This is a genomic window from Labrys sp. (in: a-proteobacteria), from assembly GCF_047605565.1.
GTDB lineage: Bacteria > Pseudomonadota > Alphaproteobacteria > Rhizobiales > Labraceae > Labrys > Labrys neptuniae.
This window is the reverse complement of record NZ_JASGFM010000033.1, coordinates 1-25,320: the sequence shown is the minus strand read 5'-3', so window position 1 is coordinate 25,320 and position 25,320 is coordinate 1. Positions and strand designations below refer to the sequence as shown.

23 protein-coding genes are annotated in these 25,320 nt (G+C 63.6%); 21 read left to right on the top strand and 2 right to left on the bottom strand.

Annotation, left to right across the window (positions count from 1 at the left end; translation table 11 throughout):
• Positions 1-19 precede the first annotated feature (19 nt).
• The 4 genes from QM672_RS23955 (at position 20) to QM672_RS23940 (ending at position 5,096) form a co-directional block, all read left to right on the top strand.
• Positions 20-1,264 (top strand): ABC transporter substrate-binding protein, encoded by a 1,245-nt coding sequence (locus tag QM672_RS23955; protein ID WP_376717669.1) that lies wholly within the window; start codon positions 20-22, stop codon positions 1,262-1,264.
• A gap of 104 nt (positions 1,265-1,368) precedes the next feature.
• A complete protein-coding gene (locus QM672_RS23950; RefSeq protein WP_367624880.1) occupies positions 1,369-2,250 on the top strand; it encodes a carbohydrate ABC transporter permease in 882 nt (293 codons plus the stop codon).
• A complete protein-coding gene (locus QM672_RS23945) occupies positions 2,247-3,107 on the top strand; it encodes a carbohydrate ABC transporter permease (protein WP_415085623.1) in 861 nt (286 codons plus the stop codon). Before QM672_RS23950 ends, QM672_RS23945 begins: the two co-directional genes overlap by 4 nt.
• 24 nt (positions 3,108-3,131) lie before the next feature.
• On the top strand, positions 3,132-5,096 hold the full coding sequence (locus QM672_RS23940) for a glycoside hydrolase family 127 protein (protein WP_415085621.1): 1,965 nt from the start codon (positions 3,132-3,134) through the stop codon (positions 5,094-5,096).
• A 107-nt stretch (positions 5,097-5,203) separates the two neighbouring features.
• Here the strand turns inward: QM672_RS23940 and QM672_RS23935 are convergent, their stop codons facing one another.
• Entirely contained in the window at positions 5,204-5,902 is a 699-nt protein-coding gene (locus QM672_RS23935; protein WP_311936539.1) for a GntR family transcriptional regulator, read from the bottom strand.
• Between the two features lie 94 nt (positions 5,903-5,996).
• On the opposite strand from QM672_RS23935, the gene QM672_RS23930 reads away from it, so the two are divergent.
• The 10 genes from QM672_RS23930 to QM672_RS23885 all read left to right on the top strand — a co-directional run bounded on the left by QM672_RS23930 (position 5,997) and on the right by QM672_RS23885 (position 15,198).
• A complete protein-coding gene (locus QM672_RS23930; RefSeq protein WP_311936536.1) occupies positions 5,997-6,599 on the top strand; it encodes an amino acid synthesis family protein in 603 nt (200 codons plus the stop codon).
• 16 nt (positions 6,600-6,615) lie between these two features.
• Entirely contained in the window at positions 6,616-7,461 is an 846-nt protein-coding gene (locus tag QM672_RS23925; protein WP_415085618.1) for an alpha/beta fold hydrolase, read from the top strand.
• A complete protein-coding gene (locus QM672_RS23920; RefSeq protein WP_311936530.1) occupies positions 7,458-8,393 on the top strand; it encodes a flavin reductase family protein in 936 nt (311 codons plus the stop codon). The genes QM672_RS23925 and QM672_RS23920 overlap by 4 nt, the downstream gene beginning before the upstream one ends.
• A complete protein-coding gene (locus QM672_RS23915; protein ID WP_367624619.1) occupies positions 8,390-9,427 on the top strand; it encodes an LLM class flavin-dependent oxidoreductase in 1,038 nt (345 codons plus the stop codon). Before QM672_RS23920 ends, QM672_RS23915 begins: the two co-directional genes overlap by 4 nt.
• 4 nt (positions 9,428-9,431) lie before the next feature.
• Positions 9,432-10,895: an aldehyde dehydrogenase gene (locus tag QM672_RS23910; RefSeq protein WP_367624618.1), complete on the top strand. Its 1,464-nt coding sequence runs from the start codon at positions 9,432-9,434 to the stop codon at positions 10,893-10,895.
• A gap of 4 nt (positions 10,896-10,899) precedes the next feature.
• Entirely contained in the window at positions 10,900-11,250 is a 351-nt protein-coding gene (locus QM672_RS23905; protein ID WP_415085615.1) for an NIPSNAP family protein, read from the top strand.
• A gap of 18 nt (positions 11,251-11,268) precedes the next feature.
• Positions 11,269-12,279 (top strand): ABC transporter substrate-binding protein, encoded by a 1,011-nt coding sequence (locus QM672_RS23900; RefSeq protein WP_415085613.1) that lies wholly within the window; start codon positions 11,269-11,271, stop codon positions 12,277-12,279.
• Positions 12,280-12,444: 165 nt separating this feature from the next.
• Positions 12,445-13,317: an ABC transporter permease gene (locus QM672_RS23895; protein WP_311936515.1), complete on the top strand. Its 873-nt coding sequence runs from the start codon at positions 12,445-12,447 to the stop codon at positions 13,315-13,317.
• Position 13,318: 1 nt separating this feature from the next.
• Positions 13,319-14,119, top strand: a complete 801-nt coding sequence (locus tag QM672_RS23890; protein WP_311936513.1) for an ABC transporter permease — start codon at positions 13,319-13,321, stop codon at positions 14,117-14,119.
• Positions 14,116-15,198 carry an ABC transporter ATP-binding protein gene (locus QM672_RS23885; RefSeq protein ID WP_415085610.1) on the top strand — a complete coding sequence of 361 codons (1,083 nt, stop codon included), beginning with the start codon at positions 14,116-14,118 and terminating at the stop codon, positions 15,196-15,198. Before QM672_RS23890 ends, QM672_RS23885 begins: the two co-directional genes overlap by 4 nt.
• A 68-nt stretch (positions 15,199-15,266) precedes the next feature.
• On the opposite strand, the gene QM672_RS23880 is transcribed toward QM672_RS23885, so the two are convergent.
• Complete coding sequence (locus tag QM672_RS23880; protein WP_367624614.1) at positions 15,267-15,908, bottom strand: TetR/AcrR family transcriptional regulator; 642 nt, start codon at positions 15,906-15,908, stop codon at positions 15,267-15,269.
• A 307-nt stretch (positions 15,909-16,215) separates the two neighbouring features.
• Here QM672_RS23880 and QM672_RS23875 point away from each other — a divergent pair, with 307 nt between their 5' ends.
• From QM672_RS23875 to QM672_RS23845, 7 genes are all read left to right on the top strand, one after another.
• On the top strand, positions 16,216-17,328 hold the full coding sequence (locus tag QM672_RS23875; RefSeq protein ID WP_367624613.1) for a sugar ABC transporter substrate-binding protein: 1,113 nt from the start codon (positions 16,216-16,218) through the stop codon (positions 17,326-17,328).
• Positions 17,329-17,513: 185 nt separating this feature from the next.
• Positions 17,514-18,479: an ABC transporter permease gene (locus QM672_RS23870; RefSeq protein ID WP_415085607.1), complete on the top strand. Its 966-nt coding sequence runs from the start codon at positions 17,514-17,516 to the stop codon at positions 18,477-18,479.
• Between the two features lie 7 nt (positions 18,480-18,486).
• Positions 18,487-19,992, top strand: coding sequence for a sugar ABC transporter ATP-binding protein (locus tag QM672_RS23865; RefSeq protein WP_415085605.1), 1,506 nt, complete (start codon positions 18,487-18,489; stop codon positions 19,990-19,992).
• Positions 19,993-20,003: 11 nt separating this feature from the next.
• Positions 20,004-20,945, top strand: a complete 942-nt coding sequence (locus tag QM672_RS23860) for an ABC transporter permease (protein WP_149249472.1) — start codon at positions 20,004-20,006, stop codon at positions 20,943-20,945.
• A gap of 16 nt (positions 20,946-20,961) precedes the next feature.
• On the top strand, positions 20,962-21,996 hold the full coding sequence (locus QM672_RS23855; protein ID WP_415085603.1) for a zinc-dependent alcohol dehydrogenase: 1,035 nt from the start codon (positions 20,962-20,964) through the stop codon (positions 21,994-21,996).
• A gap of 86 nt (positions 21,997-22,082) precedes the next feature.
• On the top strand, positions 22,083-23,582 hold the full coding sequence (locus QM672_RS23850) for an aldehyde dehydrogenase family protein (RefSeq protein ID WP_415085601.1): 1,500 nt from the start codon (positions 22,083-22,085) through the stop codon (positions 23,580-23,582).
• The gene (locus QM672_RS23845) at positions 23,582-25,180 is read left to right on the top strand and encodes a GMC family oxidoreductase (protein WP_415085599.1); all 1,599 of its coding nucleotides are present in this window, start codon (positions 23,582-23,584) and stop codon (positions 25,178-25,180) included. Before QM672_RS23850 ends, QM672_RS23845 begins: the two co-directional genes overlap by 1 nt.
• Positions 25,181-25,320 lie beyond the last annotated feature (140 nt).

The following is a 25,320-nucleotide window of genomic DNA, read 5'->3' as shown; positions in this document are numbered from 1 at the left end:
TACCAAAGGGGAGGAGACAATGAGAAAGCTGATGATAGGCTTGGCGACTTTGATCGCCACGGCGGCGATCGGGCTGCCGGCATGGAGCGCCGAGACCGCGACCATCTGGGTCCGCGCCGACGCCTCCAACTTCATGCCGAAAGTGGTCGAGGCGTTCAACAAGAGCCACGACAACCAGATCAAGCTCGACATCATTCCCAATGCGGAGATCATCACCAAATACGGGGCTGCCGCGGCGGGTGGTACCGCGCCCGACGCCTTGTCGCTCGACCTGATCTATACGCCGGCTTTCGCCGCGTCGGGGCAGTTGGAAGACATTACCGATTGGGCCAAGTCGCTGCCCTATTTCGCCGCGCTGTCGCCGGCCCACGTGAAGACGGGCACCTATCACGGCCGGATCTATGGCCTGCCATTCTCGGCCGATAGTTCCGTACTGATCTGGAACAAGAAGCTGTTCAAGAAGGCGGGGCTGGATCCCGAAAAGGGCCCGGCCAACTGGGCCGAAATCGAGGCGGATGCCGAAAAGATCAACGCGCTCGGCGGGAACATCAAGGGCTATTACTTTTCCGGCAACTGCCCGGGCTGCAATATTTTTACCCTGACCCCACTGGTATGGGCCTCGGGCGGCGACATTCTTTCCGACGACGGCACGAAGGCGACCCTGGAGGGACCGCAACTGCGCGCCGCCATCGATTTCTATCGTTCCATGATCAAGAAGGACCTGGTGCCGGCCGGTGCCCAAAGCGATACCGGCGCCAATTTCTTCGCCGCCTTCGCCGCCGGCAATATCGGCATCAGCCCCTCGGGCGCCTTCGCCATCGGGGCGTTGAACACGCAATATCCCGATATCGACTATGGCATCACCTTCCTGCCCGGCAAGGATGGCGGCTGGTCATCCTTCGCGGGCGGAGACAATTTCGTCGTCACCAAGGGGACACCCAAGGTCGCGGTGGTGAAGCAGTTCCTCGAATTTGCCTATTCCCTGGAGGGGCAGACCCTGCTGGCCAAATATGGCAGCCTGCCGGTGCGCAGCGATATTGCCAAGCAGGCCCTCAAGGATCTCGATCCGCGCTACCAGATCGCGGCAGAAGCCATGGCCAAGGGCCGCACACCCTACAGCACGGTTTTCAACGACATCATCAACTCGGCCAATGGCCCGTGGAACCAGCTGATCGGGGAGGCCCTCTACGGCGATGACGTCGAGGCGGCCATCACCACCGCCCAGAAGACCATGCAGTCCATTATCGACACCGCCCCGCAATAACGCCCGGTAATTGCCGCCGCCTCGGCAGAGGCGGCTCGATGGCCTCGCATCGACAGGAGTGGACGATGAGTGTCTCGGCAGCCTTGCCGCGCGCGCGGACGCGAATGCGCCGCCGCAGTTCGGGCAATCTCATGGGGCTGGTCTACATCGCGCCGGCGATCGCCCTGGTGAGCGTGTTCTTCATCATGCCGCTGTGCATGACGGCCTGGATGTCGCTGCACAACTGGCCCTTGATGGGAGTGCCGCGTTTCATCGGCATCGCCAACTATCTGGCGATCGCCCATGACACACGCTTCTGGTCGGCCCTCGGCTTTACCGCCTACTACACCGGCATCGTGACGGTGGCGATCTTCGCCGTCGCCTTTCCGCTGGCCCTGTTCATCGAAAGGCCGCGGCCGGGCGTCGGCGTCTACCGGACCTTCTTCTTCATGCCGGTGGTCGTCGGCTTCGCTTCCGCCAGCCTGTTGTGGTCCTGGTTGCTCAACGTCGATTCCGGCCTCTTCAGCCCGGCTCTGTTCGACCTCGGCTTGACGCAGAAGAAGATCAATCTTCTCGCCAGTTTCCAGCCGGCGTTCTGGTCGATCATCGCCATGGTGGTGTGGAAGGTCGCCGGCTTCACCATGGTCATCCTGATGACCGGCCTGCAGTCCATACCCGGCGAACTGCACGAAGCGGCCAAGATCGACGGGGCAGGGGCCCTGGCCCGGTTTCGCCTGATCACGCTGCCCCTGATGCGGCGCACGTTGGCGCTTGCGCTGATCCTCTCGGTATCGGGATCGGTGCTGGCCTTCGACCAGTTCTACATCATCCTTCGGGGCGGCCCGAACAACCAGACCCTCACTGCCGTCTACTGGATATTCAACCAGTCCTTCGTTTCCTTCAAGCTCGGCTACGGCGCCGCCCTTTCGATGGTGCTGCTAATCGTCCTGATCGTCCTGAGCCTGATCCAGTTGCGAATCCTCCGCCAGCCGGAGGGCGTGGAATGAAGACGGCTGGCGCAACCGAACGAGGATCCCCCGTCTCCTTTCTGGGGACCCATGCGATCGGCGTGTTCATTGCGGTCGTGTTCGCCGCGCCGATCGTCTGGACGGTCCTCTCCAGCCTCAAGTCACCGATGGAGGCGCGCCAGCCGCCCTTGCCGCCCTGGCCGAGCAGCGGCCTGTCGCTGGAGAACTATGCGGCATTGAATGGCTTCGGCAACGGCCTGGCCCAGCCGGCCCTGAACAGTATCTATGTCACCGGCATGACGGTGCTGCTGTCGGTATTGATCAGCGTTTTCGCCGGATACGGCTTTTCCCGCTTCCGCTTCCCGTTCAAGAACCTGCTGTTCATGATGATCCTGTCGACCATCATGATCCCGTTCCAGTCGATCCTGACGCCGATCTTCCTGATCCTGACCAAGCTCGGCCTGCACAACACATTGACGGGCCTGGTCGGGGTCTATGTGACGCTGCAACTGCCCTTCTCCATCTTCATGATGCGCAACGCCTTCGATGCAGTGCCGCGAGAGATCGAGGAAGCCGCCCGCATGGACGGGGCCAACGACGTCAGCCTGCTGATCCGCGTCATGCTGCCCCTGGTCTGGCCGGGGATCGTGACGATCGCGCTATTCGCTTTTCTCGGTGCCTGGAACGAATTCCTTGCCGCCCTGGTGCTGATGACGGACCAGAGCAAGTTCACCCTGCCGGTCATGATGACGGCCCTGCAGTCGGGCCGCTTCGGCGCCATCGACTGGGGAGGGGTGCAGGCCGGCGTCACCGTGATGATGATCCCCTGCCTCCTGCTCTTCCTGCTCTTGCAACGCTACTACATCCGCGGGCTCACGGCCGGCGCGGTGAAGTAGCCGACATCACCTGGAGATCCGTTCATGCCTGGTTTCAGTGCCGCACCATCCAACGCGCCCGCCAACACGGCCTTTCGCCCACCCTCGGTGGCGCAAGTCGAGATCGCCGGGTTCTGGGGTGACCGCATCGACGCGGTTGCCTCGCGCACGGCCGACATCCTCTACGATCGCTGCGTCGAGGCCCGCATGCTCGAGCAGATCGATCCCGACGTCCCGTCGCCGGGCGTGGTCATTCCGTTCCATTCGATGTCGCCGACCGGCAACGAGTTCACCGGCGCCACGGTGACGACCCAGATGTTCTGGGACTCCGACTGGGGCAAGACGATCGAGACCGCCGCCTATTCGCTCTATCGCCGCCGCAATGACGAACTGGAACGCAAGATCGACGCGGTCATCGACATGTTCGGCAAGCTTCAGCAGGCGGATGGTTATCTGTCGAGCTGGTATCAGCGTATCCAGCCGGGATTGCGCTGGACGAATTTGCGCGACTGTCATGAGCTCTATTGCGCCGGCCATCTCATCGAGGGAGCGGTCGCCTATTTCCAGGCCACCGGCAAGCGCAAGCTCCTCGACATCATGTGCCGGTTTGCCGATCACATCGCCGATATGTTCGGGGCGGAGGCCGGCAAGCGCAAGGGCTATTGCGGCCATGAGGAGATCGAGCTCGCTTTGGTCAAGCTGGCGCGCGTAACGGGCCAGCGCAAATATCTCGAGCTGGCGCGCTATTTCGTCGACCAGCGCGGCCAGCAGCCGCATTACTTCGACGAAGAAGCAAGGGCCCGTGGCGCCGACCCGAAGGATTACCATTTCAAGACGTATGAATATAACCAGTCCCACAAGCCCGTACGCGAGCAGGACAAGGTCGTCGGCCATGCCGTCCGGGCGATGTATCTTTATGCCGGCATGGCCGACATCGCCGCGGAATTCGCGGATGACAGCCTCCGGACGGCGTTGGAGCGCCTGTGGGACGACCTCACGACCAAGAACCTCTATGTCACCGGCGGGCTCGGCCCATCGGCGGCCAATGAGGGCTTCACGTCCGATTACGACCTGCCCAACGATACCGCCTATGCCGAGACCTGCGCCTCGGTCGCCCTGGTGTTCTGGGCGAGCAGGATGCTCGGCGTGGGCCCCAATGCACGCTATGCCGACGTGATGGAGCAGGCGCTCTACAATGGCTCGATCTCGGGCCTGTCGCTCGACGGCTCGCGTTTCTTCTACGAAAATCCGCTCGAAAGCCGTGGCCGGCATAATCGCTGGAAGTGGCACCGCTGCCCCTGCTGCCCGCCCAATATCGGACGGATGGTCGCCTCGATCGGCACCTATGCCTATGGCTTGGCCGAGGACGCGGTTGCGGTGCATCTCTATGGGGACAGCACCATCCGGTTCGAGGTGAACGGACAGAAGGCGGTGCTGACGCAGACCAGCCGCTATCCCTGGGATGGCGCGGTCTCGATGACGATCGACACCGAGCGGCCGCTGCGCTTCAAGCTGCATCTGCGCGTTCCCGGCTGGTGTCCCCGGGCGCAACTGGCGGTCAATGGCGAGACTGTCGATCTCCCGGCGGTGCTGGCCGATGGCTATGTCACGCTCGATCGCGAATGGAAGGCGACGGATACGATCCGCCTCGACCTCGACATGCCGGCGCGGCGCCTCTACGCCAATCCCAGGGTTCGCCAGGATGCCGGCAGGGTCGCGCTTGCCAGGGGGCCGGTGATCTATTGCGTGGAGGAGGTCGACAATTCCGAACCGCTCCATAGCCTTGTCCTGCCGCCGGCCGCTACGATCGAGGCCACCGAGGCGCCGGATCTACTGGGCGGCGTGGTGACGCTGTCGGCGCAGGCTGTTGCCGATCGGACCTCGGATTGGGGCGATTCCCTTTATCGCAACACCCCTCCCGACAGGGAACGGGCCATGGTGCGGGCTGTCCCCTATTTTGCCTGGGACAACCGGCAGCCGGGCGACATGCGGGTGTGGCTGCGGGAGTAGCCGCCGCCGCGCTGAGCGGCGGGCGGTGTGACATGTCGTTCCCATCGCCGCCTTGGGCAGCCGCTCTCCGCCTGCCATGGATGTCATGAACGGCCAGGGGCGCGGCTTTACGCCCTGGCCTGCATGTCGCCCAGAACCACCTCGGCAATCGCAGCGGCGGCCGAAATGTGCCGCCGACAGGCTGCTGCTGCGGCGTCCGGATCGTTCTTCTCGATGGCGTCGAAAATCTCGCGTATCTGCGCCGGGCCGGTGACCATGCGGTTGGCGGTCGACAGCGTCATCACGCGCAGCCTGGAGATACGGCTGTTCAGGCGGCTGACGATGTCCCAGGCGATCTTGTGGCCGCCAGCCTCGAAGATGATCTTGTAGAGCTCGGTCGTCGCGTCGATGATCGCGGCTGGGGAGCGTTGCCGCGACGTGCGGTCGAGATTGTCCAGCGCTTTCCTCAGCCGCCTCTTCACGTCGGCATCGGCAAGGCGGGCACAGTCGGCAACGGCCGTCGATTCAACCGCGGCCCGGATGGCATAGATCTGGCGGGCATCGTCCCAATCGAGCCGCGCCACGATCGGCCCCTTATTGAGAAGCATCGTCACCAGACCCTCGGCTTCCAGGTGACGAATGACCTCGCGAATGACGGATCGGGAAACGCCGAGCTGATCGCACAGGGTGCGCTCGACGAGACGCTCCTCCGGCTCGAAGAGGCCGTTGATGATCGCCCGCCTCATCCTCTCCAGAGCGATTTCACGCAATGTCGCGGGCGGATTCTCGATTCTGAGGGCGGCGAGATTGTCGGCGTTCTTGCTCATGTCTTGGTGTAGCCGCAAAAAATCATCCGGGCAAGCATTGACACGTGATATTATGGTATACCATAAGATGCAATGACCGTATGAGGATATTTCCATGGCCATCCAGATCCGCAAGACATTGCTTCAGGTCGAGACGACGTTGATCGAAGGAGGGAAGGCTGCTCCCCGGCCTCTGAAGCTCTTTGCGGCCATCGCCGTGGTGAAGAACCCCTGGGCAGGCAGGGGCTTCGTCGACGATCTGAAGCCCGAGATCCACGCCGTCGCGCCTGTCCTGGGCGAATTGCTGACCAAGATGATCCTCGATGCGGTCGGCTCCGGCGAGGCGGTGGAAGGCTACGGCAAGTCCGCCGTCGTCGGGCTGGACGGCGAGATCGAGCATGCCTCGGCCCTGATCCACACGCTGCGCTTCGGCAACCACTATCGCCAGGCGGTCGGCGCCAAATCCTATCTCGCCTTCTGCAACACGCGTGGCCCGGCCAATGCTCCCATCATGATCCCGCTGATGGACAAGAACGACGAGGGGCGGCGTTCCCATTATTTGACGATCCAGGCTGCGATCGCGGATGCCCCCGCCGCCGACGAAATCGTCGTGGCCTTGGGCGCCTCCGTTGGCGGGCGTCCCCATCACCGCATCGGCGATCGCTACCAGGATCTGAAGGATCTCGGGCAGGATGTCGCCAATCCGGCCGGCGTCTGAGCAGGCGGGCGCTGCCATGCAGACCGGACCCGCAACGCCATCCAGCGATACCGACCTGGCAGCCGCCGGGACGTTTCCTCGCCAGAAAAGCGCACGGGGAGCGGCCTATTTCGAAGCGGGTGAGGGTGATGCGCTGCTCCTCATTCACGGGGTCGGCATGCGCCTGGAAGCCTGGGCCCCTCAGATCGAACGGTTCTCGAAGACGCATCGTGTCATCGCCGTGGACATGCCGGGACATGGCGGGAGTGACAGGCTGCCGGTGGGAAGCAGCGTCACGGATTTCGTCGCCTGGCTCGGCCGGTTTCTTGATGATTTGAACCTGGGGCGCACCAGCATTGCAGGCCATTCCATGGGCGCGATGATTTCGGGTGGCGCCGTTGCGAGCTTTCCTGGGCGGGTTGCCCGCGTCGCCTATCTGAATGGCGTCTACCGGCGGGATCCGCAGGCGAAGGCGGCTGTGCTGGCCCGGGCCGAGGCCATCCGCGCGGAGGGCGTCGACAAGGAAGGCCCGTTGGCGCGCTGGTTCGACGACGAGCCGAACAATCGCCGCGCCCGCGAACTGACCCGAGCCTGGCTCGAACAGGTCGATCCGGAGGGGTATGCTGTTGCCTATACAGCCTTTGCCGGTGGCGACGAAACCTATGCCGACTGCTGGCCCGAGGTGGCTTGTCCCGCGCTGTTCCTGACCGGATCGGGCGATCCCAATTCCACGCCGGAGATGGCGCGGGCGATGGCTGCCGCCGCTCCGAAGGGGTGGGCTCGCATCATTGAGGGCCACCGGCACATGGTCAATCTGACGGCGCCCGAAGCGGTCAACGCCGTCCTGGCGGAATGGCTGGTGGCAGAGGAGAAGCCGGCATGAGCGCACCAAACCTCGATCCCAAAGCCCTTCGTGACGCCTTCGGTGCCTTCGCTACCGGCGTGACCGTGGTGACGACGCGCGATGCGGCGGACAAGCCGATCGGTTTCACGGCCAATTCCTTCACCTCCGTGTCGCTTGATCCGCCCCTCCTGCTCGTCTGCCTCGCCAAGAGTTCACGCAACTATGCGGCGATGACGGAGGCCGGCGCCTTTGCCATCAACATCCTGTCCGAGACGCAGAAGGATGTTTCCAACACTTTCGCGCGGCCGGTCGAGGACCGCTTCGCGGCTGTGGATTGGCGTCCTGGCGCCCAGGGTTGCCCGATCCTTTCCGGCGTATCGGCCTGGTTCGAATGCGCGATGCATGAGGTGGTCGATGCCGGGGACCATGTCATCCTGGTCGGCCGGGTCCTGGTCTTCGACAATTCCGGCCTGAATGGCCTGGGTTATGCGCGGGGCGGGTATTTCACGCCCAATCTTTCCGCCAGGGCGGTATCGGCGGCGGCCGAGGGCAATATCGAGTTCGGTGCGGTCCTCGAGCGCGAGGGGGAGGTGCTGCTGCTCGGCGAGGGCCCGATGACCCTTCCGGCCTGTCGCGGCGGTGATGGCAATCCCACCGATGTGCTGGCGCGCTACCTGGAGGAACTCACGGGACTGTCCGTCACCATCGGCTTTCTCTACTCGGTCTATGAGGACAAGGGTTCGGGCTTCCAGCACATCGTCTACCGTGCCTTCGCGGGCGAGGGGGAACCGAGGGTCGGTCGGTTCATCCGGCCGGACGCGGTCCGTGCCGGTGAGGTCAAGGATCAATCCACCGCCGACATTCTCGCGCGCTTTGCCCTGGAAAGCTCCATCGGCAATTTCGGCGTCTATTTTGGGAGCGAGACGGCCGGCAGGGTGCATTCCATTTCTACGAAGGGACCCCGTCCATGAAGTTCTCGCTATTCGTGCACATGGAAAGGCTGGATGCCGGCCAGTCCCACAAGCAGCTCTACGACGAGTTCGTGGCGCTGTGCGAAATCGCCGACAAGGGGGGCATGCACGCCATCTGGACCGGCGAGCATCACGGCATGGACTTCACCATCGCGCCGAACCCCTTCGTCACCATCGCCGACCTGGCGCGGCGTACCAGCAAAGTCCGCCTCGGCACCGGTACGGTGATCGCGCCCTTCTGGCACCCGATCAAGCTGGCCGGCGAAGCCGCGATGGCGGACCTGATCAGCGACGGGCGTCTGGACGTGGGCATCGCCCGCGGCGCCTACTCCTTCGAATATGAGCGCCTCCTGCCGGGTCTCGATGCCTGGCAGGCCGGCCAGCGCATGCGCGAGCTCATCCCTGCCGTCCGGGGTGTGTGGGCAGGGGACTACGCCCATGACGGCGAGTTCTGGAAATTCCCGGCCACGACCTCCGCGCCCAAGCCGCTGCAGGATCCGGTGCCGATCTGGGTCGCCGCCCGCGATCCCAACAGCCATGAGTTTGCGGTCGTCAATGGCTGCAATGTGCAGGTCACCCCGCTCTGGAATGGCGATCGGGAGATCGAGAGCCTGATGGAGCGTTTCGAGGCGGCCTGCGCGAAGGCGCCCGAGGTTCCCAGGCCCAAGATCATGCTCTTGCTTCACACCTATGTCGGCGCGGATGCGGCCGACGTGGCGCAGGCGACCCGGGAATTGAGCGTCTACTACAACTACTTCTTCGCCTGGTTTAAGAACGAGCGGCCGATCCATCAGGGGCTGATCCAGCGGCTGAGCGAGGAGGAAATCGCGGCAAATGCCACGCTCTCGCCGGAGGTCATGCGGGCCAATCTCGCGCTTGGCACGGTCGACGAGGTCATTGCCCGCCTCAAGCACTACGAGGCGCTGGGCTATGACGAATATTCGTTCTGGATCGACACCGGCGTGAGTTTCGAGCGCAAGAAAGCCTCGCTCGAACGCTTCATCGCCGACGTCATGCCTGCCTTCAAGGATTGATGCGATGCAGCGCTTCCAGCTCTACATCGATGGGGCCTTTTGCGACGGCGAGGCTTCCTTCGACAGCGTGGATCCGGCAACCGGCAAGGCCTGGGCCCAGATGCCCGAGGCGCGTGAGGCTGACGTCGACAGAGCGGTCGAGAGCGCACACAAGGCGCTCTATGACGGCCCCTGGTCGAAGCTGACGGCCACCCAGCGTGGAAAGCTGCTTTACAAGCTGGCGGATCTCGTTGCCGCCAATGCAGCCAGGCTGGCCGAACTCGAGACCCGCGACACCGGCAAGATCATCCGCGAGACATCGGCCCAGATCGCCTATGTGGCGGAATATTACCGCTATTATGCCGGCATCGCCGACAAGATCGAGGGCTCCTATTTGCCGATCGACAAGCCGGACATGGAAGTCTGGCTGCGCCGGGAGCCGGTTGGCGTGGTCGCCATGGTCGTGCCCTGGAACAGCCAGCTCTTCCTGTCGGCCGTCAAGCTCGGTCCTGCGCTCGCCGCCGGCTGCACCCTGGTGCTGAAGGCCTCGGAGGACGGGCCGGCGCCGCTCCTCGAATTCGCCCGGCTGGTGCATGAAGCCGGTTTTCCGCCGGGCGTCGTCAACATCATCACCGGTTTTGGCCCCTCCTGTGGCGCTGCGCTCGGCCGGCATCCCAGGATCGCCCATGTGGCCTTCACCGGAGGACCGGAGACGGCGCGCCATGTCGTGCGCAATTCCGCCGAGAACCTGGCCTCCACCTCGCTGGAACTGGGCGGTAAGTCGCCCTTCATCGTGTTCGCCGATGCCGATCTCGAAAGCGCCGCCAATGCCCAGGTCGCGGGGATCTTCGCGGCAACCGGCCAGTCCTGCGTCGCCGGCTCGCGCCTGATCGTCGAGGCAAGCGTGAAGGATCGCTTTCTCGCGCTTCTCAAGCGCAAGGCCGAGGCCGTGCGCATCGGCAGTCCGCTCGACATGGCGACCGAGGTCGGGCCGCTCGCTACGGCGCGTCAGCGCCAGCATATCGACGCGCTGGTCGAGCGCTCGTCCGCAGCGGGTGCCAGGGTCGTCACCGGCGGCCGGGTGCCTGTCGGGGAGGGGTTCTACTATCCCCCGACCATTCTCGACTGCGACGGCGTGGATTCGCCGTCGCTGGCCGAGGAATTCTTCGGGCCGGTTCTATCCGTCGTCTCCTTCGAGACGGAGGAGGAAGCCCTGCGTCTGGCCAACGACACCGTCTATGGCTTGGCGTCGGGGGTGTTCACCCAGAACCTGACGCGCGCCCATCGCCTGATGAAGGGCATCCGCGCCGGTGTCGTCTGGGTCAACACCTACCGCGCCGTCTCGCCGATCGCGCCTTTCGGTGGCTTCGGGCTTTCCGGCCATGGCCGCGAGGGCGGCCTCGCCGCGGCGCTTGATTACACCCGGACGAAGACGGTCTGGCTCAGGACCTCGGACGACCCGATCCCCGATCCCTTCGTGATGCGGTGACGCCATGTTTTACGAGGTCCGCACATACAGGCTCAGGAACGGCACGGTGCCAGCCTACCTCAAGGTCGTCGAGGACGAGGGCATCGCGATCCAGAAGGAGCATCTGGGGCATCTGGTCGGCTACTTCTTCTCGGAGATCGGTCCGATCAACGAAATCATGCATATCTGGGCCTATGCGAGCCTCGACGACAGGGAACGGCGCCGGGCCTCGCTCGCCTCCGATCCGCGCTGGCAGGCCTTCCTGCCGAAGATCCGCGACCTCATAGAAACTGCCGAAAACAAGATCATGAAGCCGGCCGCCTTCTCTCCGTCGGAGGGGTACCGTTCACATGACATATCCAGACAAGAGCCCTGACAACCGGAGCGTGGGAACATGAAATCGACATCGATACTGGCCGCCTGTGCGGCATTGCTGATCATGGCGTCACCTGCAGTCGCAGCGGACCTGGTCTTCTCGAGCTGGGGTGGAACCACCCAGGACGCCCAGAAGGAAGCATGGGCGGACAATTTCACGGCGAAGGCCGGCGTCAATGTCGTACAGGATGGGCCGACAGACTACGGCAAGATCAAGGCCATGGTCGAGGCCGGCAATGTCACCTGGGACGTGGTCGACGTGGAAGGTGACTACGCCGCGCAGGCCGGCCCTAAAGGCCTTCTGGAAAAGCTCGACTTCGGCGTCATCGACAAATCCAAGCTCGATCCGCGCTTCGTGACCGACTATTCGGTCGGCAGCTTCTATTATTCCTTCGTGATCGGCTGTAACGCCGATGCGGTCGCGGCCTGCCCGAAGACCTGGGCGGATCTGTTCGACACCGCCAAATTCCCGGGCAAGCGGACCTTCTACAAATGGTCGGCGCCAGGCGTGATCGAGGCCGCGTTGCTGGCTGACGGTGTCCCGGCGGACAAGCTCTACCCGCTGGATCTCGACCGCGCCTTCAAGAAGCTCGACACCATCAAGGCCGACATCATCTGGTGGTCGGGCGGGGCGCAGTCGCAGCAGCTGATCGCTTCGGCGGAAGCCCCGTTCGGCAGCGTCTGGAATGGCCGCATGACGGCGCTCGCCAAGACTGGCGTCAAGGTCGAGACATCCTGGGAACAGAACATCACGGCGGCGGACTCGCTCGTCGTGCCCAAGGGCACGAAGAACAAGGATGCCGCCATGCAGTTCATCGCCTTCGCCACCTCGGCCCAGGCCCAGGCGGACATGGCTGCTACGACGGGCTATGCGCCGATCAACCTCGGTTCCGCCAAGCTCATGGATGCGGAGACGGTCAAGACCCTGCCCGATCAGCAGAAGGCGAGCCAGGTCAACGCCGACATGACCTATTGGGCTGCCAACCGCGATGCGATCGGCGAACGCTGGTACGCCTGGCAGGCAAAGTAAACTGGCAGGCAAAGTAAAGCGGAGCAGCGTGCAAGGGGAGGGAGCGCTCCCTCCCACCCGTTCCTGCCCGGCAGCAACATCGAATGATGCAAGGATGGCCCGGACGGGAGCCGGAACGGCGGACTGTTCGGGCTTCCCGATATGTCCCATGCGGAAAGGATTGCCATGTCCCAGCAGATAATAGCCGGCGCCGCGGTACAGCCTGTTTCGCGCCCGACCAGGCCGACGGGCCTGGCCTGGATCATGCCGGCCCTAGCCTTCGTCGCCCTCTTCTTCGTCGTGCCGGTGGCCCTGCTGCTGCTGCGAAGCGTCCTGGAACCCGTGCCGGGCTTCGGCAATTATGCCGAACTGCTGGGTTCCTCCACCTATCTGCGGATCTTCTTCAACACTTTCCTGGTGTCGGCGGTGGTGACGGTGGTTTCGCTGGCCATCGGCTTTCCCGTCGCCTGGGCGCTGGCGATCATGCCTAGGAAGCTCGCCGCCATCGTCTTTGCGATCCTCTTGCTGTCGATGTGGACGAACCTGCTCGCCCGTACCTATGCCTGGATGGTGCTGCTGCAGCGCACCGGCGTGATCAACAAGCTGCTCATGAGCATCGGGCTGATCGACAAGCCGCTGGCGCTGGTCAACAATCTCGTCGGCGTGACGATCGGCATGGTCTACATCATGCTGCCTTTCATCGTGCTGCCGCTCTATGGGGTGATCCGGAAGATCGATCCGGCGATCCTCCAGGCCGCTGCCCTGTGCGGCGCCACGCGCTGGCAATCGCTGACGCGCATTCTCCTGCCTCTGGCGGTGCCGGGCATGGTCGCCGGCGCGCTCATGGTCTTCGTGATGTCGCTCGGCTATTTCGTCACCCCGGCCTTGCTCGGCGGTACCGCCAACATGATGCTGGCCGAACTCATCGCCCAGTTCGTGCAGTCCCTGGTCAATTGGGGCATGGGGGGCGCCGCAGCGCTGGTCCTCCTCGTCGTCACGCTCTCGCTTTACGCCGTGCAGCTGCGCTTCTTCCGCGACCATAGCCTGGGAGGGCGCTAGCATGCTGCTGAACTTCGAACGCCTGGGCTGGTGGAAATTCGTCCTGCTCGCCATCACGGCCCTGACCGCTGCCTTCCTGCTGCTGCCGATCCTGTTCATCGCGGCCCTGTCATTCGGCTCGTCGCAATGGCTGATCTTCCCGCCGCCGGGCTGGACGCTGAAATGGTATTCGGATCTGTTCGCCGATCCGCGCTGGCTGCAGTCGGCCTGGACCAGCTTCAAGATCGCGGCGATCGTGACGGTGCTTTCCGTCCTGCTGGGGCTCGTCACCTCCTTCGGCCTGGTGCGCGGCCGGTTCTGGTTCCGCGAAGGGCTGAAGGCCCTGTTCCTGACGCCGATGATCCTGCCGGTGGTGGTGCTGGCCGTCGGCCTCTATGCCTTCTTCCTGAAGATCGGGCTGAACGGCACCATGACCGGATTCGTCGCCTCCCATCTGGTCCTGGCGCTGCCCTTCTCCATCCTCTCGATCAGCAGCGCCCTCGAGGGCTTCGACAAGTCGATCGAGGATGCGGCCGTGCTGTGCGGGGCATCGCCGCTCGAGGCCAAGATCAGGATCACGCTGCCCTCGATCAGCCACGGCCTGTTTTCCGCCGCGATCTTCTCCTTCCTGACCTCGTGGGACGAGGTGGTGGTGGCCATCTTCATGGCAAGCCCCACCCTGCAGACCTTGCCGGTCAAGGTCTGGGCGACCTTGCGCCAGGATCTGACGCCGGTGGTCGCGGCAGCCTCGACGCTGTTGATCCTGCTGACCCTGGTCCTGATGACGCTGGTCGCTCTCGTGCGTAAAGGATTGAAATCATGACGCAGCCCTTCCTGCAAATCCAAGGCATCCGCAAGGAATACGGCACTGTCGTCGCGGTCCAGAACGTCAACCTCGATGTCGAGAAAGGCGAATTCCTGACCTTTCTCGGCCCCTCCGGTTCGGGCAAGAGCACGACGCTCTATATCCTGGCCGGCTTCGACAATCCGACGGCGGGCGATATCAAGCTGAACGGGGCGACGTTGCTGTCCACCCCCTCGCACCAGCGCAATATCGGCATGGTGTTCCAGCGCTACACTCTGTTCCCGCATCTGTCCGTCGGCGAGAACATCGCCTTTCCCCTCAAGGTCCGGCGCAAGCCCAAGGCCGAGGTCGATGCCAAGGTCAGGCAGATGCTGCGGCTCGTCCGGCTGGAGGGGTATGAGGACCGCAAGCCGGCCAACATGTCGGGCGGCCAGCAGCAGCGCGTGGCTCTCGCCAGGGCGTTGGCCTATGACCCTCCGGTGCTGTTGATGGACGAGCCCTTGTCCGCGCTCGACAAGAAGCTTCGCGAGGAGATCCAGTACGAGATCCGCCGCATCCATCAGCAGACAGGTGTGACCATCCTCTATGTGACGCACGACCAGGAAGAGGCGCTGCGCCTGTCCGATCGCATCGCGGTCTTCTCCAAGGGGGTGATCGACCAGATCGGAACCGGGCCGGAACTCTATGCCAATCCGGCGACGCGTTTCGTGGCCGAATTCATCGGCGACAGCAATTTCCTGCCCTGCGAGATTCTCTCGTCAGCCCCCGGCCGTGCCAGCATCTCGATCTGCGACACGATGACGGTGCCCGATGTGCCCATGCACGGCTCGGCCTCCGGCAGCAAGGCTTCGGTCATGCTGCGGCCGGAACGCTTGTTCTTGTCGAAAGCGTCGCCGGACAAGGGGGTGCCCGTCACGGTCAGCGACATCACCTTTTTGGGCAACAACATTCATGTGGTGACGAGGACAGGCAAGGGACACGAACTGTCAGTAAGGCTGCCGTTCGGCCACGAGGCTATTGCCGGCCTCAGCTGCGGCGATGCGGTATGGCTGCGGTTCGATGCAGAGGCGGCTCACGTCTTCGGCGACAGCCGCTGATTTTCGGCAAGGACGATGCGATTCATCCCTGCCCGCGACAGCTCGGTTCGCGTTGACCCGTTCATGCGTCAGGCTTCTACAAGTCGCATGATGGTATCGACATTGAAACGGATCCGTTCTTCCAGTGCTTCGGGGGTCATAAGGTCGCGCTGAAAGACGATCGACCCGGTATAGCGGTTCGTAAAATAGTAATATCCGATTGCCGCGATCGTTATATTCAGCTGTACAGGGTCGATGCCCGATCGGAATTCGCCGGTCTCGACGCCGCGGTCGAGCAGGTTCCCGACCATGTCGACAAAGCGCGTGCTCACCTGGCGAACGACCTCGGATTTCTTGATGTGCTTCGCCTTGTGGAGATTGGCGCTGTTGACGAGCGTCAAGAATTCCGGGTTCTTCAGGTAATAGGTCCAGGTAAAGCGCACCAGACGTTCAAGCGCTTCCTTGGGTGGGAGGCGCTCCAGGTCGAGTTTTTGCTCGGCCGTCCGTATGTCGGAATAGGCGTCTTCCAGAACGCGCTGAAACAGATCTTCCTTGCTGTTGAAGTAGTGATAGATCATGCGCTTGTTGGCCTTGGCGCGTTCGGCAATGATATCGACCCTCGCGCCGCCAAGTCCGTTCTTCGCAAATTCCTTCTTTGCTGCGGCCAGGATTCTTGCCTGGGTGGCTTCCGCGTCTCTGATCCGAGGGCGCTTGGGGGACTTGGTGAGCATTCCTACCTCATTGGCGTTGCCTGACGCGCTGCCGTCCGTGATCTCGTTCCAGTTGCACTTTGTCCGCTGCTAGCCGGATTCGCTCAAGAATTTTGGTAACTTACTGGTTACTTTGGCGCGGCGCCAGTGCCGTATGCACTTTCCCGCACTCCCCTGCTGCAACGATCCGAGGCCAGATCCGTGCATCCAGCGGCGTTGACACGCCATCGATAACGAAGTAACTAGATAGTGCAATATCGAAAATGCGGCAGCGTCCGGTGACGCTCAAAAACGCGGTGCGATGCACGGGTCCGCAGGGGAGGAAGGCATGTCGTTCATCAAGAAATTCATCGAGCAGGAGACGGTCAATCGCCGCAATCTGCTGCTGGCATCGGCCTATGGCCTGGGAGGCCTGGCGGCGCTCGGCGCGCTGGGATCGGGGCCCGCACGAGCGGCGACAACCAATCCGACGATAGCCTGGAGCTATCGCGACAGGACCAATCCCTACTGGAACTACATCGTCTCGGGCGGCGAAGCCTTCGTCGAGAGCCTGGGGCTGCCCAAGACCGCCCTGGTTAATCTCATCAACGAAGGCTCCAGCGAAAAGTCGCTGGCGGACGTCAAGGCGCTGCTCGGCAAGAATGGCAGTAACGTCGCGCTGGCGATCGATGCGAACGATGCGCCGAACTGCCGTCCCGTGGTGGAGGCCGTCGCCGCCGCCGGCGCCTATGTCTCCACCATCTGGAACAAGACCGACGATCTGCATCCCTGGGACTTCGGCGACCATTACGTCTCCCACATGACCTGGTCGGATGAGGGACCGGCCGAGCAGACGGCCCGCATCCTCATGGACGCCATGGGCAAGAAGGGCGGCGTGGTTCACCTGGGCGGGATCGCCTCCAACAATCCTGCCATCGAGCGCCTCAACGGACTCAAGAAGGCCCTCAAGGATTATCCCGACGTGCAACTGCTCGACGCGCAGCCGGCCGATTGGGATACCCAGAAGGCCAACCAGGTCATGGCCGGCTTCATCACGCGCTATGGCGACGAGATCAAGGGTGTTCACTGCGCCAATGACACGATCGCCTATGGCGTGCTCGAGGCACTGCGCGCCGAGGGTATCGAGGGAATGCCCGTCGTCTCCTATGACGGCAACCAGCAGGCTGTCGAACTCGTCGCCAAGGGCCAGATCCTGGCGACCGTCTTTACCAACCCCTATTGGGGCGGCGGCATCAGCGCGGCGCTTGCCTATTACGCGGCTACGGGGGCCTTCAAGCCCTCGAGCGAACCCAAGGAACACCGCGAGTTCTACGGGCCGACGATCCTGGTCACGCCCAAGGACGCCCAGGAATTCAAGGCCAAATATCTCGACAGCAATCCCAAATATGACTGGAAGGACTTCTGGGGCCCGAGCAAGGGACAGATCCAGTACAAGTCCTGATCCCTTCCTTCCGCATCGGTCGTACGCCGCCCTCCAGAGCAAAGCGCGTTCAAGCGTGAACGCTTGTTTGCTCTGGTTCCCTGTTTCGACGCGTCTTTGCGTTTCTTGGTGCTTCCACCAAATCGCAAAACGCCATGGGGAGGGCGTGCGCCTGCATCCCGTTCCCTCTGACGCAAGAGCGCGACATGGATAGCCTGCTCACCAAGGACAATATTCAGAAATGGGCGCCCGTCCTGGTGCTCCTGGCGCTGGTGTTGTTCTTCTCGGTCGTCAATCCCAACTTCCTGTCGGTGCGCAATTTCGCGCGCATCGCGATTTCGTCGACGCCGGCGCTGATGGTCGCGGTGGGCGTGACATTCGTCATCCTGATGGGCTCGATCGACCTGTCGATGGAAGGCTCGGTCGCGGTCTGCGCGGTGCTTTTCGCGACGCTGTTCGGAGCCTTGGGTGGTTCCCTGGCCGGTTGGGGCTGGTTGGCGATCCCGGGCGCCATGGCGGTCGGAGCGATCTTCGGCGCGGTGACCGGCCTGGTCCATGTCCGCCTCAAGATTCCCTCCTTCATGGCCAGCCTTTCGATGGGCTTCGTCGGCATCGGGCTTTCGCTGCTGATCACGGGCGGTGACCGCATCCTGGTCGAGGATCCGCTCTTTCGTTCGCTGCTCACCTACCGTCTCGGCGGCTTTCCGCTGATGGCCTATGTGGCGCTCGCGGCGGTCATCGCCGGCTGGTTCGTCCAGACACAGACGACCATCGGCCGGAATTTCTACGCCGTCGGCGGCGGCGAGGACCTGGCCCATGCCTCGGGCCTCAATGTCTCCAGGGTACGGGTCATCTGCTTCATGATCGCCGGCGTCTTCTATGCCCTCGGCGCCATTCTCGCCGTGGCCCAGATCGGCATCGCCGAGACCGTGACCGGCCGCAACTTCATGTTCGTCTCGATCACCTCGGTCGTCGTCGGCGGCACGGCGCTCTGGGGCGGCGCCGGCGGTGTCTGGAACACGCTGGTCGGCGTGCTGATCGTCAACGTCATCGGCAACGGCATGGTGGTGGTCGGCCTGCCGAGCTACGTCCAGGACGGCGTCCTCGGCCTTCTGGTCATCACAGCAGTCTATCTGTCCACCGATCGTCGATCGCTGGCCTTCGTGAAATAGGCGCGCCATGTTCGAACTTCGAAACGTCGAAAAACGCTTCCCCGGCGTCCATGCCCTGAAGGGCATCAATTTCCAGATCGACCGCGGCGAGATCATCGGGCTCGTCGGCGAGAACGGCGCCGGCAAGTCGACGCTGATGAAGGTGATCTATGGCGCCGTCCAGCATGACGGCGGCGAGGTGCTCGTCGACGGCAAGGCCGTCCGCTTCCAGAACCCGCGTGAAGCGATGGATCGCGGCGTGGGCATGGTTTTCCAGGAACAGTCGCTCATTCCCAACCTGAGTGTGATGGAGAACATCTTCCTCGGATTCGAGAAGCAGTTCGCCCGCTTCGGCAAGATCGACTGGAAGCGCATGGCCAAGGCGGCCGGCGAACAGCTCAAGAAGGTCAAGCTGCAGATCGATCCCAGGACGGTCACTGCCAAGCTCTCCTTTGCCCAGCGCCAGCTCGTCGAATTGGCGAAGGTGCTGACGCTGGAGGAGCGCGTGCAGGGCCATCTCGTGATCCTCCTCGATGAGCCGACATCGGTACTTTCGAAGGAGGAGATCGGGCTGCTGTTCGGCCTGGTGCGCGACCTGCGCAAGCGTGCCTCGTTCATCTTCGTCTCACATCGCCTCGACGAGGTCATCGAACTGTCCGACCGCATCTATGTGCTCAAGGATGGTGCGGTGGTCGATGTCGTCAAAGGCGCCGAGGCCAAGGCCGAAGCCATCCAGCAGCGGATGGTCGGGCGCGACATCAACCAGGAATATTACCGCGAAGAAAAGCAGCGCCCCTACGATGTCCAGAAGCTGCTGTTGCAGGCGGACCGGATCAGCCTGCCCGGCCACTACAAGGACATTTCCGTCAAACTGCATGCCGGCGAAGTGCTGGCGCTCGTCGGGGTCGAAGGGTGCGGCAGCGAGGCGATCCTGCGCACGATCTTCGGCCTGGAGCGCATGCAATCGGGCACCTTGGCGCTCCATGGCAGTCCGGTGAACGACTTCGGTCCTTCGCAGGGTGTCGCCCGCGGCATCGGCTATGTCCCCAGGGAGCGCAAGATCGAAGGCATCGTCGGCGGCATGAACGTCTTCGAGAACATGACGCTCTCGCAGCTCGGGAACTATGCCAGGGCCGGCGTTCTCGACATCGGCTCCGAGCGCAAGCTCGCGCGCGTCTGGATCAAGCGCCTGTCGATCAAGGCCTCCTCGGAGAACGCCGATTGCGGAAACCTCTCGGGCGGCAACCAGCAGAAGGTCGTGCTCGCCAAATGGCGCAGCGGCGGCTCGAACATCATCCTCCTCGACCATCCCACGCGCGGCCTCGACATCGGTGCCAAGGAGGACGTCTACGAAATGATCCGGGAGATGTCGGCCGATGGGGTGGGCATCGTGCTCATCGCCGACACGCTCGAAGAGGCCATCGGCCTCAGCCACACCATAGCCGTTGTCAAGGATGGCGAGATCCAAAAATGGTTCAATTGTCAGCCAGGCGCAAAGCCCTCCCTTTACGACCTGCTTCATCACATGACGTGAGCGCCAGGGTGATGAATCTCCACCAGCTCAAGCGCCATTTCCCCTGGATCACGCTTCTCGTGCTGATCCTGCTTGTCGGCATCATGGACCCCACCTTCCTCAGGCCGCAGAACCTGATGGAACTCGGCGCCGACATTGCGCCGCTGTTCATCATGGCGCTCGGCATGACGCTCGCCATCTATATCGGCGGCATCGATCTTTCGGCCCAATCGGTAGCGAACATGACGACGGTGCTCGCCACCTTGTCGCTGCCCTATCTCGGCGTCTTCAGCGCCCTCCTGATCGCGCTGGTCGGCCTGCTGTTCGGCGCTGTCTCCGGGTTGGTGACGACGAGGCTCAAGGTGCCCTCCTTCATCGCCACTTTGGCGGTCGGCGGCCTGGCCCTTTCGGTCGGTCAGTTCGCGTCGGGCCAGCGCGCTCTGCACATGGATGTGGCAGCGAGGGACCAGGCGTTCGGATGGATGTTCGGCAGAACCGCCGGGATACCCCACGAACTGGTCGTGTCCCTGGGGCTGCTTGCGATCGCATGGTTCATTCAAAGCCGGACGACCGCCGGGCGCACGCTGAAGGCCGTGGGCGCTGGCGAACTTGCGGCCGTGGCATCGGGCATCCGGGTCGAGCGCTACAAGGTCCTGGCCTTCGCCCTTTCCGGCCTGTTCGCGGCGATCGCGGGGCTGATGTTCTCGGTCAAGCTCTCGGGTGGCTCGCCGACCCTGGCCGAGGGCTTTTTGCTGCCGGCCATCGTCGCGGTGCTTGTCGGTGGCACCCCGCTCACCGGCGGCGTCGGCGGCGTCGTCAACACGCTCATCGGCGCGATGATCGTGGCCGTCGTGCGCGCCAGCATGCTCTATCTCAACATCCCCGCCACGGGGCAGCAGATCTTCTTCGGCATCGTGCTGATCGTTGCGATCGCCCTCACCATCGACCGCTCGAAGATGCGGATCGTGAAATAAGCGAGGGGTTGGCGACATGGACATGATGCGAGCTGCAGTGCTCACCCACCCCGGGAGGTTCGAAGTCCGGGAGGTGCCCATCCCCCAGATCGGCCCGGATGACGCTCTCATCAGGGTGGATCGCTGCGGCATCTGCGGCACCGACATCCATATCTTCAGGGGGCACTATGCCGCCGATACCCTGCCTTTCATCCCGGGGCATGAGTTCACCGGCACGGTGAGCCGCGTCGGCGACAGGGTCCAGGGCCTGCAGGTCGGGCAGCGCGTCGTCGCGGACGTCAATATCGGCTGCGGGCATTGCTTCTTCTGTCGCCGCGGCGAGGTTCTGAACTGCCAGGCGGTCAGCCAGATCGGCATCCATCGCGATGGCGGCTTTGCCGAGTTCGTCGCGGTTCCGGCGCGTCTGGTCATTCCGGCGCCCACCGAGGCGAAGCCAGAGCTGCTGGCCCTCACGGAGCCGGTCGCCTGTGTTGTCCGGGCTGCGCGCAAATCGGGCATCGGTTTCGGCATGTCGGTCGTCGTGCTCGGCGCCGGGCCGATCGGCAACCTCCACATCCAGATGATGCGCCTCGTCGGCGCCGCGCCGATCATCGCGGTGGAACCCTCGCAACCTCGTGCGGAACTCGCGAAGAAGGCCGGCGCCGATCTCGTCATCACCGACCCCAAGGACGCTCGCAGGCTCGTCGCCGAGGCGACCGAGGGGCGCGGGGCGGACGTGGTGATCGAAAGCGTCGGTGCGCCCGCACTCTACGCCGAGGCTTTCAGGCTCATCCGCCCCGGCGGCCATGTTGCCGCCTTCGGCATCACGGGCCCTGGTGACAGCGTGCCGCTTCCCTTGCTTGAAACGGTGCTGCGGGAAAACTCGGTCAAGGGTTCGGTGGCCGGCATCGGCCAGGACATGCACGATGCCCTGACGCTGCTCAAACACGGGCGCTTCCAGGTCGAGCCCTTCACCGGCACGGTCGTGCCGCTGAGCGCGATTCAATCGGCCTTCGAAACCATCCAGGACCGGCCGGCCGTCTTGAAGACCCAGATCGACACGACCGCGTGACGGCATTGGCAGATCACTTCGAAGCAACGAAACAACTGCGCCTTCGGCGCCCCGATAATTGCTCATAGATCGAGAGGATTCAGAATATGGATCAGGTCGTCGGTAGACAGTCGCTTCCCGACAGTCCCAGGACGTTCGGCTTTTTTGTCGATGGCAAGCGGATGGAGGCGGGAGACCGGGCCTATTTCGAGCGCCGCAGCCCGGGACATGACGTGCCGGTGACGCGCATTCCGAAGTGCACCAGGGAGGATCTGGACCTTGCCGTCAAGGCTGCGCGGCGTGCTTTCGAGGACGGGCGCTGGTCGAGGATCCCGGCCGTCGAGCGGGCGAACGTGCTCCTGCGCGCCGCCCAGATCCTGCGCAGCCGTGCCGCGGAACTGGCTTATTGGGAAACCCTGGAGAACGGCAAGCCCATCAGCCAGGCGCGGGCGGAAGTGGATGGCTGCGCCGGCATGTTCGAATATGCCGCCGGCCTCGCCAGGACGCTGCATGGCGATGCCTTCAACAATCTGGGCGACGGCATGTTCGGCCTGGTCACACGGGAGCCGATCGGCGTGGTCGGCCTGATCACGCCGTGGAACTTCCCCTTCCTGATCCTCTGCGAAAGGGTGCCCTACATCCTTGCGGCCGGCTGCACCATCGTCGCAAAGCCCTCCGAGGTGACATCGGCCACCACTCTCATGCTGGCCGAGATCCTGTCGGAAGCGGGGCTGCCCGACGGCTGCTACAATGTCGTCACCGGTTCGGGCAGCGTCATCGGCCAGGCCATGACCGAACATCTGGATATCGACATGGTGTCCTTCACCGGCTCGACGTCCGTGGGCCGGCGCTGCGTCGAGGCCGCCGGCGGCAATTTCAAGAAGCTCGGGCTGGAACTCGGGGGCAAGAATCCGCAGATCGTCTTCGCGGATGCGGATTTGGAGGATGCCGCCGATGGCGTGGCGTTCGGTATCGGCTTCAACACCGGCCAGTGCTGCGTGAGCGGCAGCCGCCTGATCGTCGAACGCTCGGTGGCGGCGGAGTTCGAGAAGCTGGTCGCCGCCAAGCTGGCCAGGGTCAAGGTCGGCGATCCGCTCGATCCGACCACGCAGATCGGCGCCATCACCACCACGGCCCAGAACACCACCATTCTGGGCTATATCGCCAAGGGCAAGGAGGAGGGCGCGCGGCTGGTCTGCGGCGGGGAAGCGCTCGACTTCGGTCGCGGCCAGTATATCGCGCCCACTCTGTTCGGGGACGTCACCGGTTCGATGGCGATCGCCCGCGACGAGATTTTCGGCCCCGTGCTTGCGGTCATGCCCTTCGACAGCGAGGACGAAGCGATCGCCATGGCCAATGACACCGTCTACGGCCTGGCCGCGAGCGTGTGGACCAAGAATATCGACAAGGCCTTGAACGTGACGCGCCGCGTTCGTGCCGGCCGCTTCTGGGTCAACACCACGCTGGCCGGCGGCCCGGAACTTCCGCTCGGCGGCTTCAAGCAGTCGGGCTGGGGACGCGAGGCTGGCTCCTACGGCATCGAGGAGTATACCCAGATCAAGTCCGTCCATATCGAGATTGGCAAGCGCGAGCCTTGGGTGCGCTGATGAAGGAAGATGGCTACGATTATGTGATCGTCGGCGGCGGCTCGGCGGGCTGCGTGCTTGCCGCCCGCCTCAGCGAGAACCCGGCCGTGCGCGTATTGCTGCTGGAGGCCGGCGGCCGCGACAGCAACCCCTACATCCACATGCCGGTCGGCTTCGCCAAGATGACGGCGGGGCCGCTGACCTGGGGGCTCAAGACGGCACCGCAGCGCCATGCCTGCGACCGGGAGATCCCCTATGCCCAGGCCAAGGTGATTGGCGGCGGCTCCTCGATCAATGCGGAGATCTACACACGGGGCCACGCCGCCGACTTCGACCGCTGGGCAGGTGAGGAGGGGGCGGCCGGCTGGTCCTACAAGGAGGTGCTGCCCTATTTCATCCGCTCCGAAGGTAACACCATTCTGTCCGGCGACATGCACGGGGCGGACGGGCCACTGGGGGTCTCGAACCTGCCCGACCCGCAGCCGATGTCGCGTGCCTTCGTCCAGGCCTGCCAGGAGTTCGGCATGCCCTATAATCCGGACTTTAACGGCAGGGCACAGGAAGGCGCCGGCATCTACCAGACGACCATCCGCAATGGCCGGCGCTGCTCGGCTGCCGTCGGCTATCTCAGGCCGGCAGCGAAGCGATCCAATCTCACTGTCGAGACCGGTTGCCTGGTCCGGCGCATCCTGTTCCAGAAGGCGCGCGCCATTGGCGTCGAATTCGTCAGGAATGGCCAGCTCGTTACCGCGAGAGCCGAGAGCGAGGTCCTCATCACGTCCGGGGCGATCGGATCGCCCAAGATCATGATGCTTTCGGGGGTCGGGCCTGCTGATCATCTTAGGAAATTGGGGATCGAGGTGGTCGAGGATCTGCCCGGCGTGGGCGAGAACCTCAACGACCATTTCGGCGTCGACATCGTGGCTGAACTGAAGGGACCGACCAGCCTCGACAAGTACAACAAGTGGCATTGGATGCTATGGGCGGGGCTCCAGTACCTGCTCTTCAAATCCGGGCCGGTGACCTCCAATGTCGTCGAAGGGGGTGCCTTCTGGTATGGCGATGCGGATGCCGCGATACCGGACCTGCAATTCCACTTCCTGGCCGGCGCGGGCGCCGAAGCGGGCGTGCCTACGGTTCCCTCCGGATCGGGCATCACGCTGAACTCCTACACGCTTCGCCCGAAAAGCCGCGGATCGGTCCGGCTGTCTTCCTCCGACCCTGCCACCAATCCGATCGTCGACCCGAATTTCCTGGCTGAGCCGGACGATGTCCGCGTGTCCGCCGAGGGGGTGAGGATCAGCCGGGAGATCTTCGCCAGGCCTTCCCTGCAGAAGTTCATCAAGCGGCTGCACTTGCCCGGGGACGACGTCAGAACCAACGCCCAGTTTGCGGACTATGCGCGCCGCTACGGCAGGACCTCCTATCACCCCAGCGGCACCTGCAAGATGGGCATCGACGCGATGGCCGTGGTCGATCCCCAGTTGCGGGTGAGGGGCCTCGAGCGGATCCGCATCTGCGACAGCTCGACCTTCCCCAGCCTGATCGGCTCGAACACCAATGCCGCCGCGATCATGGTCGGCGAGAAGGCTACGGACCTGATCCGCGGGAATATGTAGAGAGAGCGGTTTTTCTGGGATCGCAGGCATCCTTGCCTGCTTTTCCCGCGGTCTGGCTAACGCTTCCAAAAGCAGGCAGGGATGCCTGCGATCCCTGTGTAGTTAGACTGTGTCAGGATGGGTGCGGGCGAGAGACCGTG